Source organism: Sulfurospirillum halorespirans DSM 13726 (assembly GCF_001723605.1).
Classification (GTDB): domain Bacteria; phylum Campylobacterota; class Campylobacteria; order Campylobacterales; family Sulfurospirillaceae; genus Sulfurospirillum; species Sulfurospirillum halorespirans.
The window spans coordinates 372,257-384,874 of the sequence record NZ_CP017111.1 but is presented as its reverse complement, the minus strand read 5'-3'; the positions used below and the strand labels follow the sequence as shown (position 1 = coordinate 384,874).

Genomic DNA, 12,618 nt, shown 5'->3' with positions numbered 1-12,618 from the left:
TGTAAATTAGGGAGCCGTCATTATACGCTTTTTCTTCCTAGCTTCTGCTTTAGCTCTCTTCACGTACAGCGGATTCTTTTCAAAAACAAAAAACGTATATTTATCATAATTAAACTGATCAATGGGATCGGGCATATTGAAATCTTTCATCGCGCGATACATATCATCAATATCTTCAGGAACCACCATAAAAAAGACTTTCCCATCAGTTGAATCTCTTTGGTACCAGCGGTCACTCGAGAGCCATTTGACCAGTTTCATGCCCTCGGTTTCGCTAAATTCAATCGGGCGAATATCGACCTCTCCATCGCTAAAAACCGTGTAAATATGTGAATCCCAATACTCGGCATAGCCAAAGTGAAGGTTGCGCGTCTTAAGCTCTTCCACCAAAGCGATGCGCTCATCGAGAATGCCTCTCCACTCTTTGGGGGAGACATAATTCCACGAAAGTCCTAATGCGATCGTCAAACTAAGCGATAAGATCAATTTGATAAAGAGTGAAAAAAAGCGCCACATGATGACATTACAGACTAAGATCATCATCAAGAATGGCGAAATGTAGCGAATGTTATTGCGTGCTGCCCACGCATGTTCATGAAGTGCCGTTGTCGAATATAAGATATAAATAATCGCAAATCCCACATACGAGAAGAGCACAAAAAAGCGCTCCGTTGCACTCATTTGATAAAAAGATCGCTTTACATGTAAGGCTGGAATGATCAAAACAAACGGATAAAGTGCAAATTTTAAAAGCGATATTACCCCTTCTAGCGACGAGGCTCGCACACCCTCTGTCCACTCAGCACCAATAAAATTAAGCAGTCCTAAAAGAGCGTGTGCTGCGTGTACGGGTAAGATTTCAAGCGAAACCAGGCCTGCATTGTTCGCACCTCCTGCTAGATGCAAACTCTCTAAAAGATTAAAATGTGCCATGGCGGCAAGCACCATCACAATACAGGCGAACGCAAAAATAATGATTCGTTTAATGGATAAAAGGCGATACATCGCATGTTCAAATGTTTTGAGACTATCGCGTGCAAAGTAAATACTCAGAGCCAATGCTCCAAAAAAAGGTGCAACATAGTAGACAAAAAAGCGTACAGGATTGGCAAGAACAAGCAGGTACAGCAAAATCATAAAGACAATAAACGCTTTAATTTGCGTACTTTTACTAATCACATGAGGACTGAGTTTTCGAAAGATAAACATAAACGCAATCATAAAAAGAAAATACCACGTGTACGCCGCTTCCCCGTAAAGCTCTCGCAGATACATTGGCGAATACCCAATACAGACAACCACACTTCCCATAATCGAAGAGGTGCGTGAGAGCATAAGGGAGCGTAAAAAGAGGTAGATGAAGACGATCATAAAAATACTGACTTCAAACACCGTAAAGGCATGGGCAAAATAGCCATTTTTACCTGCTAATACCCAAGGAATCACTAAAATCTGTTTGTAAAAAATCCACAAATCGTTATTGACATACCACCAATGGCTTGGGAAAAAACTTCCTGCAACAACCATCTCTTCCGCTAAAATATTGGCAATCGCCGCATCTGAATTAAAAAAAGCCCGATAGGTTTTAAAAATATAAAAGCTGATTTCATAAAGCACAAAGCCTAATAGCATCACCGCACCTAAAAAGGGTAAGTGCTTTTTAATGTGAGTGTGTAAGGAGATTCGTGAGCGCATTTTTACTCTTGATTGGATAGAAATTCTACATTTTTTTGGTAATGACGGCTTTGATCTAAGCCCTCGTTTTTAAGCTCGTTGGTGTAAATCACCAAGCGTTCATCGATCTTTGCAACGATCTCATCCATATCATCGGTTAATGTAATCAGTTCAACATCTTCAGGGCGAATCGTATGATGTTCCACAAGCGTAGTTGCAATAAAATCATAGAGCTTTGCCCAATAACTTTTCCCATACAAAAAGATGCTAATTTTAGTGATTTTACCCGTTTGGGTGAGGGTGAGTGCTTCAAAAAGTTCATCAAGCGTGCCAAATCCTCCAGGGAAGATGACATAGGCAAGCGAGTATTTAATCAGCATCACTTTGCGGACAAAAAAGTAGTCAAAGGTGAGGTGCTTGGTTGTGTATTGATTGCCCGCTTGTTCATGGGGAAGGTTGATATTCAGACCAATGGATTGGCAACTTTTGGCGTCAAAGCCCCCTTTATTCGCCGCTTCCATAATGCCTTTGGAACCACCCGTAATGATAGAATACCCTTTTTTTCCCAGTGTATAGGCTAGATCATGGGCATCTTGGTAATAGCGGTGATTGGCATGAAAACGCGCACTACCGAAAAATGTTACGGATGGGCCTAGGTCTTGAAGTTCATCAAACCCTTTAACAAAATCGGACATAATGCGAAGAACACTCCATTCATTCGAGTGTTCGGTATCTTTAATGTGCTGTTGTTCTTCCATGGTCTTTTCTATCGTAACTTCTCTAAGCGTTCGCGTTTCGTTCCAATCTCGCCTATTTGAACACCAAAGTTACCATCGACGATGACCACTTCACCCATTGCAATCACTTTATCGCCTACTAAAATTTCCAAAGGATCATTCGCCAACTGATCCAGCTCGATGACAGAGCCTATATCCATACTCAAAACATCTTTTAAAAGCATCTTTTTTGATCCTATACGCACACGAATAGGCAGTCTGACATCTTTAATCAGTTCGATATTACTAAGCTCTTCAGGACTAATCCCCATAATAACTTTTTTAGGCTCTTCATAGGTATATTCTTCTCTTTCATCACTTGCAAAAGAGGGTGCGATCTCCTCACCGATAAGCGGTATAAGCTCATGCGTAATGGCAAAAGCAATCGTATCGTGAGAATTATGAACGGCTAAATTGTAAATAAAAAGCTTCTCGTACCCTTTAAAATCGATCTGACTGTTAGCATCAATGTACTCAATGCTATCAATATCAAAGTCCAATTTAGGCATATTTTTCTGACTGCCAAGGGAGCGCGAAAAAGAGCTTAAAATATTGGAGATAATCTCTTTGGTCGCATCAAGATCTTCGGCGTCCATCTCCTCTTTTTCATCACCTTCGCCACCCAGCATCATATCGCCAATGGCTGTTGCAATCGACGTTGCAATCGTAACACACATTCGACCGCGAAGTTCTCCACCAACTGTGACATCAAGCTTTGCAAGGGGAGGACTGAGTTTGAGTTTACTCTCACCACTCTCTTCAGAGTTCAGTTCAACCGTAGGTGCGATACCTGTTAACCCCTCAATGGTAGAGATAACCTCTTGTTGTAATAATTGTACAAATGTATTGTTCACACCTTACCCCTGCAATGTATCAAATGATGAAATTTTTGATTTACGAATATGTTCTAGCTCTTCGAGCGCGCTTTTTACTTCATCTTTATCGGTTCGAACCAAACTCTCTATTTTAATCGATTTACGGAAACGATGCAAGCCAATCTCCGCTAAAAAGAGCTCTTTTTTATCAATCATCACAATGGCTTTATCATCTGCCGCACGATCCAGCCTGATGATGTCCCCTTTTTTAAGCTCCAAAAGCTCTCCTACACTGAGTTCAGATTGCCCAATGATGGATTCAATAAACACTTCCGCACGCGAAATGAGTGTGTTGAGCTCTTTGTTACGACTCTTTTTTGCACTCGTTTCACCGAGCATAATATCGCGGTTTGCAAGGCGTGAAAGAATGGGTTCTAAGTAGATAACAGGATAACAAAGATTAATCATACCACTTGAATTTCCAATGATAATCTCCATCACCACCATAATCACAATCTCATTTTGTGAAACGATTTGAACAACATTCGGGCTAGACTCTTTGGTCTCAACCGTTGGGTACATGTCCGTAATCGGCGCCCAACCCTCTTTAAGACGTTGCATGATAATACGCAAAATGGCGTCCAGGAGATTGAGCTCAATGTCGGTTAACTCACGCGTTGATTCATACGACTCTCCCAGTCCACCTAAGAGTCTGTCGATCATTGGAAAAGCGATGGAAGGGTTGATCTCAATAATGCAGTTACCATCCAGTGGCTTAATCGAAAAGACGTTAAAGCTCGTTGGGCTTGGAAGTGACATCAAGAACTCACCATAGGTCATCTGATCGACAGAATGTAGCTGAATCTCAACGATACTTCGCATAATGGAAGAGATCTGCGAAGCGAGGTTTCTCGCCATCTTGTCGTGAATACCTTTAACCGCACGCAACTGCTCTTTGGAGACACGATTGGGTCGTTTAAAGTCGTAAAGAATAACTTGTCTGGTATCGGAGGCTTCCACTTCTGAGGAGAGTGTATCGCCCTCTTCTTCGACAACTTCTAAGAGCGCATCGATCTCTTCTTGACTTAATATATCAGCCATGATTGATTCCCAACTGTTCTTTGATCTTTACCAAAAGTTTTTTATGAATTTGAGAAATCCGTGATTCACTAATATCCAAAATTTCACTGATCTCTTTAAGGTTGAGCTCTTCAAAATAGTAGAGTTGAATGATCATCTGTTCTCTCTCATTAAAGGTTGTAAGGATGCTTTGCACCATCTCCATCAGCTCATCTTTTTCCACTCTTTGTGCCGTATCTTCACCTGAGAGGATGGTGATCTGCTCATTAAGTGACATGATAGAGACTATCATAGCACTATTTCTTGCTTCTGCTATTTTTTCAATATCTTCATTTAAAAGTTGCGCTAAGTAAGCATCATCTGGCTCATTTCCATGCTCGCCCAAATAGGCGGTGATTTCATGATCGACCATTTTGATGAGGCGTCTATTGGCTCGGCTCATCGTATCTAAAGAGCGTAAAAAATCGAGCATTGAACCGTAGACTCGTTTTTTACCATAACCCCAAAAAGAGTCATTTTGATCTTTATCGTAACGGCGGGAAAGTTTGATCATCTCCTCGGTTCCAATGGAAATCAGATCATTGACATCAACGGATGCGGGAAGTCTTTCGCGAAGGCGATATGCCATAGCACGCACGGCAGGAAGGTATTGCAAGACAAGTTCATCTTGCTCTTTTTTAATATTTTGACTGTAAGGATTAGGCTGCTGCTTTTTTAGTAGTGTAGGATTCATTACTCTCCGTTGAGCCTTTCATGATCTTATCATAGTGCTGGTTCATATTATCAATGCTTGCTAAGAGACTATCCATCACTTTTTCTCTGTTTTCAAGCTCTTGAATAAAATAATCGCCAATATTTTCGTGATCTTTTTTATCGAAAATAAACGTCGCCATACGATCAAAATCAAAGAAATTCATCACAGCCACATGGATAATGAGATAGAAAAACAGCGTTATCTCTAACGTGTAAAAGAGTATCTCTTCTGGCTCTGAAAAATTCAGTATCGAAAACATCAACCCTATAAAAAAACCACAGATGGTGAAAAAATAGATGAAATTTTCTGATTTGACCATATAAACGCCTTTACAAAATGTATCTAAAATTGCTCAATAATACGCTTAAAGAAGCTTCCGAAGCTCTTATTCGTATCACTTTTAAGCACTTTTCGTTCCAATTTGTAGACTAAATTGTTGACGATGCGTTTCATATCCAAAGATGCTAAAGAATTAGGCGCATCATTGGTAAAGAGTGTGCGCTGTTTGATGCTTTTTGAGATGAGTTTATCCTCAGGCAATTTGCCAATTAAATTGAGCTTCAAACCATTGCCAATATTGGCCATAGCGACTTTATTGATCTTATCAAAAATCAGTTGCGCCTCTTTCTCACTTTTGGTCATATTTAAAATAACATGAATGCTAGATTGCGTTTTACTGGTGATCTTAATCGTTGCGTACGCATCGGTAATCGCTGCAGGATCAGGCACAGTAACTACGATGACCTCATCGGCGGCTTCTAAAAAGAGCTGAATATGTCCGCCAATTCCCGCTCCTGTATCGATGATCATAAAATCAAGATCGTTGAGCACTTTGGTCTCTTCTAAAAAGCGTTCAAACAAAAACTGCTCAGAGTATTTTAAGATCTCATCACCGCTTTCACCTGGAATGAGCAACAAATTCTTTTTAATAGGGACAATCACATCTGCAAGGGTACACTCGCCTTTAAGTACATGTAAAATATTTTTATCAATCCGAACATTAAGAATGACATCAAGGTTTGCGAGTCCAATATCAGCATCAAAGAGCCCTACTTTGTAGCCATTATTCGCGAGAATATTTGCCATATTGGCACTGACCGTACTTTTACCCACACCGCCTTTACCACTGGTAATGGCGATATATTTCGTATGGCTATGCTCTTTGGCAGAAGCTGCGCCGACCAGTTCTTGGAGCTTATTTGCCTGCGTTTCCATGTTCACCTCTTTTTTTCTCAAAGCCATCTAAAATACATTCAACCAAAAAGTCGCTCGATGCGGGGACAATATCATCGGGAACCTCTTGACCAATGGAAAAATAACTTACGGGTTTGTCAATATCGTAAATCAAAGAAAATATCGTTCCAAAAACCTTCGTTTCATCAAATTTTGTAAAAATAAGCGTATCAATGTCTAAAAAAGAGAAATTTTTGTAGATCTCTTTGAGGTCTTCCAGCTTACTTCCTGCAGAGAGTACTAAATTAACATCGATTTGTAATTGCGAGCTTTGCAGAAACTTATTGAGCTTAATCAGTTTATCTTTATCGTACTGTGAACTTCCTACCGTATCAATCAAAATCACGTCACAATGACTTAAAGAAGAAAGCGCATTGTTAAAGTCACTCGGATCAACCACATCTTCGATGGGTAAGCGCATCATCTTCGCATACTGAAAAAGTTGTTCAACTGCGCCAATTCTATACGTATCAAGCGTAATAATGCCTACTTTCGCACGCTTTTCTTGAATATACGAGTAACGAGCTGCAAGCTTGGCAATCGTGGTTGTTTTTCCCACACCCGTAGGTCCCACAAACATCATCACACGCTTATTGCCTTTAGGCAGTTCCGCTTCCATGCGTACGGGAATGAGTTTGCGAAGTAACACTTGAAAATAGCGTTTGATCGTCTCTGAGCTATTTTTCATACGTACGGGCATATGCTCTAAGGTGAGATTCATGATATTTTCTAAATGATCTTCGCCCATGCCGCTGGTTTTAGCGAGTTTATAAATCTCTGAAAATTCAGAGGGAATCGCTAAATTATTGCGATGCGGTGCTCGCTCTTCCCAGAACATCTCTTGGATGAGTTTGATTTTATCGGCCAGTTTATTGATTTCGCATTTGATCTCACCAATACCTTCGCTGTTTTGAGTTCTCTCTGCTTGCTTTGAAGCGTTTGAGCCACCCATGTCACCTGTGGCTTGCGCAATTTGTGAGATCTGTTTGGCCGCTTCAGAGAGGCTAAAAAGCACATCTTCGCCACTTTTGTATTTATTCTCAGCTCGTGGTTCTGGTTTTTTAGGAATTGGAGTGGGTTGATCTTCTTCGACGGCAACGACCACTTCATAGAGTGCGGAAGTGCTAATCGTCTTTTTGCGAATCTGTTTGGTACTTATCACAAGTGCATTTTCACCGCAGTCTTGTTGAGCTTGTTTGAGCGCTTCTGCTGGTGTTTCACCACTAAACGTATGAAATTTCACCTCTATCCTTTAAAACTTTTTAGCGTAAAGAGTGGAACGATAACCGATGCACGCTCCGACCATTTAGGGTGGGGGACGATTAAGTTAGGCTGATGGATCTTTTGATTATCGAAAAATATTATATCTAAATCCAGCGTTCTTGGTCCATTTTTAAAGAGTCTGACACGCCCAAAAATATGCTCTACATGTAAAAGCACTTTGAGCAATGCTTTTGCACGTAGAGATGTTTGCAATACGATGATAGCATTGTAAAAATCGGGCTGATCGAGATAGCCAAACGGTGGATTTTGAAACACCATGGAGCTTTTCTGTATATAAAAACGTGAATCGTTTAAAAATATACGGTAGAGTTTGACAAAACGCTTTTTAACATCGCCTTGATTGCCGCCAAGTCCAATGACGGCTCGGTGCGAAAAATGAGGTTTGGCTCGTTTACATGTAGGAAAAAATCGAATGCGTTCTAACTTCACCCCATAACCTCAGCGCCGCTATTTCTCACAATAATCGTATCTTCGATTCTAACGCCAAATTGCTCTGGCAAATAAATCCCAGGCTCTATGGTAAAGACCATATTCTCTTCGATGATGGTTTCTGAACGCGCACTAATGACAGGAAGTTCATGAATATCAAGGCCGACACCATGCCCCGTGGAGTGAATAAAATACTGTCCAAATCCTGCTTTGTCGATCACATCGCGCGCTGCTTTGTCGATCTCTTTGGCTTTAACACCGATTTTGACCGTTTTCAGCGCCGCTTCTTGAGCACACAGCACTGTATCATAAACTTTCTGTTTCAAAGCCTCATTGAAGCGCTGCTCTTTTTCAAAGTTGAACCCTTCATCAAAAAAGCTCGTTCGTGTACGATCAGAACAGTAACGCTGATACTTCACGCCTGCATCTAAAAGCACGAGTTCACCCTTTTGAAGCGTTTTACATGTAGGCAGTGCATGTGGTTTCGCAGCGTTCGCTCCAAGGGCGATAATCGGCTCAAAACTAAGCCCCAATTCGCCATGGCGTTTTAAAATCGCTTCGGCTTCAAAGAAGGCACGTTTTTCATCCATCCCTTCACCATGTTGTTTTAAAAATTCTCCAAAATGGGTAAACGCATCGCGTCCAAACAGTGCCGCCTTTTTGAGTATTTCAAGCTCAGCGTCACTTTTGATGATGCGTTTTTGTTGCGAAAAATTAGGTTTTTTTTGAAGGTTGATGCTCAGCTTTTCACTCAGTCTTGCGTACGCTTCCACATTCCATTCGGCGGGGTTATACGCAAGCGTTGTGATGCCACTTTTTCGAATCAACAGACGCGCTGTTTTGAGCAAATCGCGTCTATCGCCTTCTAAAACAGTTGCATTTTGGATGATCTCTGAGGCTTCTGTTGTATAACGGGCATCGGTGATAAAAAAAGCTTCACTGCCTAGTTTTAAAAAAACCGCATGATCGCATGAAAACCCGCATTCGTAATAAAGCGCATTTTCATCTTGGAGAATGTAGTTCATCTTACGCTTTTGTGACTTGTTGTTGTGCGGCTTGTGCTTTGCGAAGTGCGTCAAGCTCGCCTAGCATTTGCATCATCGAAATCATCGCAAGGTGGTAACCAAACGGTCCAAAACCACTGATTTGACCGGTACAAACCGCAGCGGTCATACTTTTTTGACGAAACTCTTCACGTCGGTAGATGTTGCTAATATGCACTTCAATCGCAGGCAAAGCAACCGCGCTAATCGCGTCACGAATCGCGATAGAACTGTGTGTGTACGCTGCTGGGTTGATGATGATACCATCGGCATCGCCTAAACACTCTTGGATACGATCAACGATTTCGCCCTCTAAATTGGATTGAAAAAATTCGATTTCAAAACCATTTTGTTTGGCGACCGTCTCCATTTGAGAGTGAATCTCTTCAAGTTTCATGCCACCGTAGATGGTTTGCTCTCTGTGACTGAGCATATTAAGATTTGGACCTTGAATCACGACAATTTTCATGAGTTACCTTTTGTTTAAAATTTACTCTTATTATATCAGTGGTTAGTTTAGGATACAATTACACGAATTTTTCGTTTGAAAATCACTCTTTCAAACGTTTAGCCAAAGGAAAAAAGTGACGTTAATAACTGCCGATTTTGTACTTACATGTAACGAAGATTTTGAGATCATTGAAGAGGGCGCTGTCGTGTTTGATGCAACGATTCTCGAAGTGGGAAAAAGTGCGGAGCTTAAAGCCAAACACCCCAATGTTACCGTAATCGAAACCCCTAAAAACAGTGTTATTTTGCCGGGTCTCATCAATAGCCATGTTCACCTCGAATTTAGTGCCAATCAAAGCATGCTTCGCTATGGCGATTTTATCCCGTGGCTTCGCTCTGTCATTAAGCACAGAGAAGAACTGAGTGCGCTTGCAACAACGGAACTCATTACATGTAAACTCCAAGAAATGCTTAAACGCGGAACCACCACCTTGGGTGCGATCAGTAGTTTTGGCGCTGATTTGGAAGCGTGCGCTGCAACACCCCAACGTGTGGTTTATTTCAATGAAGTCTTGGGCTCCGTTCCCAGTGCCGTAGACGCGATGTATGGGGATTTTAGAGGACGCCTTGAAGCCTCCAAAGCGTTTACATGTAAACGTTTTATCCCTGCGGTTTCGGTGCATTCGCCTTACTCAACGCACCCGATTTTGGCAAAAAAAGCGCTTCAAATTGCTCGTGAAGAGCAGTGTGTGGTCTCCACTCATTTTATGGAAAGTGCTGCGGAGCGTGCGTGGATCGATGAAGGAAAGGGCGATTTTGAAACGTTTTTTAGTGCGTTTAACCCTCACGCCAAACCGATGTGTTCTAGCGTTGAATTTCTTGAACTCTTTTCGCAAAATCCGACACTTTTCACCCACGCGGTACAAGCAACACAAAACGAGTTAGAAATTATTGCTGAGCAAAAAGCGACCTTGACGCATTGCCCCGTTTCCAACCGACTTTTAGGTGTAGGCAAACTCGATCTTGAAGCGGTGCAACACCAGAACATCAATCTCACGTTAGGAACCGATGGACTAAGCTCCAATATTTCACTCAGCCTTTGGGATGAGATGCGCTCTGCCTTAATGATGCATGCTGAATGTGAGCTTTCAAGCTTAGCTAAAATGCTTCTACAAAGTGTTACATGTAACGCTGCCAAAGCGTTGCAACTGCCGTGTGGCGTACTTGAGAAAGAGCGTTATGCTGATCTTATCGTGGCAACCTTGCCCCAAGCGTGCGAAAAAGAAGACGTGGCTTTACAGCTCATCTTGCACACGCACCAAACCCATTTAACTTTTATTGACGGAGAACAACCATGCTAGACCTGATTAAAAAACCTTTTATCTGGATAGGCGCCGTTTTGGGCTACATCCAAAACCACTTCAAAGCGATGCTTTTTATACTGCTTTTGGTGCTCATTTTTGGTTCCCAAGAAGAGCTGAACAATCCCAATCTTGCAGTTGTCAAAATTGAGGGTGAGATTTTAAACATTGAAGAGATTTTAGAGAACATCGATAAAGCGGACAAAGACGAACACATCAAAGGAGTGCTTTTACATGTAGACTCTCCTGGTGGTGCTTTAGCGCCTTCCATCGAGCTTTCTATGGCAGTGAAACGTTTGAGCGTACACAAACCTGTCGTGGCGTATGCCGCAGGAAGTATGACCAGTGGAAGTTACTACGCTTCCATCTGGGCAAACCACATCATTGCCAATCCAGGGGCGTTTGTAGGCTCCATCGGTGTGCTTTTCCAAGCGCCTAACGTGGCAGAGTTGGCTAAAAAACTGGGTATCTCAGAGCAGATCATTACCGCGGGTGAGTACAAACAGATGGGAACGTTTACACGTGAATGGACACCCAAAGAGCGAGGTGCGCTTAAAGAGCTGATCGATGATGCGTACACGCTTTTTATCACCGATGTGGCAACCGCACGTGGGCTTAATCTTGCAAAACCAAACGAATTTGCGAACGCACAAGTTTTTATCGCCCGAAAAGCACTGGGGCTACACCTCATCGACGAAGTGGGTTCCATTCAAGATGCTAAAAACAAGGTCGAAGAGCTCGCCCAAGTCAAATCAGCCGTTTGGGAAAAACCAGATGCGATGGATAAATGGATGAAAAAATTAGAAAGTAGCTCTAAATTGCCTATTTTTAATTTGATGGGGTATCTTAAATAATGAAACAGCCTTCACGCTCCCTTGCCCTCCTCCAGTACGTCTATGTACTTTTAGGCACGATGTCGATGGCGTTTGCCGTCGTCTGCTTTTTATCGCCTAACAATATGGTCACGGGTGGTGGCATTGGTATCGCGCTGATTCTTCACTACATCGTGACCTCACTCACGCTTGGAACGCTCATTATGTTAGTGAGTGTTCCCTTCATCCTTTTAGGCTTTATCTATTTTGGAAAGCAGTACACCTTTAAAACCCTCCTCGCCATGCTTTCCACCTCATTTTTTACCGATCTTTTTCGAGAATTTCTACACCTAAAACCACTCACCGATGACGTTTTGTTAGCCGCTGTTTTTGGGGGTATTTTTATCGGGCTGGGGGTTGGTTTGGTCATCAAAGGACGCTCCTCTACAGGCAGCACATCGGTGGTGGGTGAAATCGTCGCAATGAAGAGTAAATTTAAAGCTTCAGAGGTGCTCTTAAGCATCGATGTGACCATCATGTTTGCCTATATTTTTGTCTATGGAGACCTTAAAAAAGCGCTTTACAGCATGATTGGGGTGTATGTCACGGCTAAGATCATCGATGTCATCCTCACCGGTCGTCCCTCTAAAAAAGTCGTGAAAATCGTCTCCAATAATGTGGAAGCCTTAACCGAACAGATCAGAGAGCGCATCGAAGAGCACGGCACGATTTTTACAGGTGTAGGATTGCACCATCAAAAGCAGACAAAGACGATGATTTTGCTCTCGGTTGAGATCTCAAAAATTCAACTGCTTAAAGACATCATCCGTGAGTACGACCCTGAAGCATTTTTGATCATTTCTGAGGCTTCTGAGTTTTTGGGAAGAGACTAAAGAAACTGTGAGTT

The 12,618-nt window shown here is 42.0% G+C and carries 14 protein-coding genes; 3 read left to right on the top strand and 11 right to left on the bottom strand.

Going from position 1 to position 12,618, the window contains the following annotated elements:
• Positions 1-6 precede the first annotated feature (6 nt).
• From SHALO_RS01955 to aroQ, 11 genes are all read right to left on the bottom strand, one after another.
• Positions 7-1,632 carry a hypothetical protein gene (locus tag SHALO_RS01955; RefSeq protein ID WP_238585273.1) on the bottom strand — a complete coding sequence of 542 codons (1,626 nt, stop codon included), beginning with the start codon at positions 1,630-1,632 and terminating at the stop codon, positions 7-9.
• A gap of 65 nt (positions 1,633-1,697) precedes the next feature.
• Positions 1,698-2,432 carry an LOG family protein gene (locus tag SHALO_RS01950; RefSeq protein WP_069477141.1) on the bottom strand — a complete coding sequence of 245 codons (735 nt, stop codon included), beginning with the start codon at positions 2,430-2,432 and terminating at the stop codon, positions 1,698-1,700.
• An 8-nt stretch (positions 2,433-2,440) separates the two neighbouring features.
• Entirely contained in the window at positions 2,441-3,304 is an 864-nt protein-coding gene (fliY, locus tag SHALO_RS01945) for a flagellar motor switch protein FliY (protein ID WP_069477140.1), read from the bottom strand.
• A 3-nt stretch (positions 3,305-3,307) separates the two neighbouring features.
• Entirely contained in the window at positions 3,308-4,366 is a 1,059-nt protein-coding gene (gene fliM / locus SHALO_RS01940; RefSeq protein WP_069477139.1) for a flagellar motor switch protein FliM, read from the bottom strand.
• Positions 4,359-5,078, bottom strand: a complete 720-nt coding sequence (locus SHALO_RS01935; RefSeq protein WP_069477138.1) for an RNA polymerase sigma factor FliA — start codon at positions 5,076-5,078, stop codon at positions 4,359-4,361. The genes fliM and SHALO_RS01935 overlap by 8 nt, the downstream gene beginning before the upstream one ends.
• Positions 5,044-5,418: a hypothetical protein gene (locus tag SHALO_RS01930; protein ID WP_069477137.1), complete on the bottom strand. Its 375-nt coding sequence runs from the start codon at positions 5,416-5,418 to the stop codon at positions 5,044-5,046. The genes SHALO_RS01935 and SHALO_RS01930 overlap by 35 nt, the downstream gene beginning before the upstream one ends.
• Before the next feature lie 23 nt (positions 5,419-5,441).
• Entirely contained in the window at positions 5,442-6,314 is an 873-nt protein-coding gene (locus SHALO_RS01925; protein ID WP_069477136.1) for a MinD/ParA family protein, read from the bottom strand.
• Complete coding sequence (gene flhF, locus SHALO_RS01920; RefSeq protein ID WP_145923211.1) at positions 6,295-7,581, bottom strand: flagellar biosynthesis GTPase FlhF; 1,287 nt, start codon at positions 7,579-7,581, stop codon at positions 6,295-6,297. Before flhF ends, SHALO_RS01925 begins: the two co-directional genes overlap by 20 nt.
• The gene (folK, locus tag SHALO_RS01915) at positions 7,578-8,045 is read right to left on the bottom strand and encodes a 2-amino-4-hydroxy-6-hydroxymethyldihydropteridine diphosphokinase (protein WP_069477134.1); all 468 of its coding nucleotides are present in this window, start codon (positions 8,043-8,045) and stop codon (positions 7,578-7,580) included. The genes flhF and folK overlap by 4 nt, the downstream gene beginning before the upstream one ends.
• Complete coding sequence (locus tag SHALO_RS01910; protein ID WP_069477133.1) at positions 8,042-9,070, bottom strand: M24 family metallopeptidase; 1,029 nt, start codon at positions 9,068-9,070, stop codon at positions 8,042-8,044. Before SHALO_RS01910 ends, folK begins: the two co-directional genes overlap by 4 nt.
• A 1-nt stretch (position 9,071) precedes the next feature.
• Complete coding sequence (aroQ, locus tag SHALO_RS01905; protein ID WP_069477132.1) at positions 9,072-9,557, bottom strand: type II 3-dehydroquinate dehydratase; 486 nt, start codon at positions 9,555-9,557, stop codon at positions 9,072-9,074.
• A gap of 115 nt (positions 9,558-9,672) precedes the next feature.
• Here aroQ and mqnF point away from each other — a divergent pair, with 115 nt between their 5' ends.
• Genes mqnF through SHALO_RS01890 form a run of 3 tightly spaced genes read left to right on the top strand, consistent with a single transcriptional unit; the run spans position 9,673 to position 12,604 of the window.
• A complete protein-coding gene (gene mqnF / locus SHALO_RS01900) occupies positions 9,673-10,899 on the top strand; it encodes an aminofutalosine deaminase family hydrolase (RefSeq protein WP_069477131.1) in 1,227 nt (408 codons plus the stop codon).
• Positions 10,893-11,753 (top strand): signal peptide peptidase SppA, encoded by an 861-nt coding sequence (gene sppA / locus SHALO_RS01895; protein WP_069477130.1) that lies wholly within the window; start codon positions 10,893-10,895, stop codon positions 11,751-11,753. The genes mqnF and sppA overlap by 7 nt, the downstream gene beginning before the upstream one ends.
• Entirely contained in the window at positions 11,753-12,604 is an 852-nt protein-coding gene (locus SHALO_RS01890) for a YitT family protein (RefSeq protein ID WP_069477129.1), read from the top strand. The genes sppA and SHALO_RS01890 overlap by 1 nt, the downstream gene beginning before the upstream one ends.
• Positions 12,605-12,618: the final 14 nt, after the last annotated feature.

What these genes read in the sequence shown, in the direction of transcription:
- SHALO_RS01955 (WP_238585273.1), bottom strand. Translation starts at nt 1,632, where the DNA reads ATGCTATTAGGCTTTGTGCTTTATGAAATCAGCTTTTATATTTTTAAA.
- SHALO_RS01950 (WP_069477141.1), bottom strand. Translation starts at nt 2,432, where the DNA reads ATGGAAGAACAACAGCACATTAAAGATACCGAACACTCGAATGAATGG.
- fliM (WP_069477139.1), bottom strand. Translation starts at nt 4,366, where the DNA reads ATGGCTGATATATTAAGTCAAGAAGAGATCGATGCGCTCTTAGAAGTT.
- SHALO_RS01935 (WP_069477138.1), bottom strand. Translation starts at nt 5,078, where the DNA reads ATGAATCCTACACTACTAAAAAAGCAGCAGCCTAATCCTTACAGTCAA.
- SHALO_RS01930 (WP_069477137.1), bottom strand. Translation starts at nt 5,418, where the DNA reads ATGGTCAAATCAGAAAATTTCATCTATTTTTTCACCATCTGTGGTTTT.
- SHALO_RS01925 (WP_069477136.1), bottom strand. Translation starts at nt 6,314, where the DNA reads ATGGAAACGCAGGCAAATAAGCTCCAAGAACTGGTCGGCGCAGCTTCT.
- SHALO_RS01910 (WP_069477133.1), bottom strand. Translation starts at nt 9,070, where the DNA reads ATGAACTACATTCTCCAAGATGAAAATGCGCTTTATTACGAATGCGGG.
- aroQ (WP_069477132.1), bottom strand. Translation starts at nt 9,557, where the DNA reads ATGAAAATTGTCGTGATTCAAGGTCCAAATCTTAATATGCTCAGTCAC.
- sppA (WP_069477130.1), top strand. Translation starts at nt 10,893, where the DNA reads ATGCTAGACCTGATTAAAAAACCTTTTATCTGGATAGGCGCCGTTTTG.
- SHALO_RS01890 (WP_069477129.1), top strand. Translation starts at nt 11,753, where the DNA reads ATGAAACAGCCTTCACGCTCCCTTGCCCTCCTCCAGTACGTCTATGTA.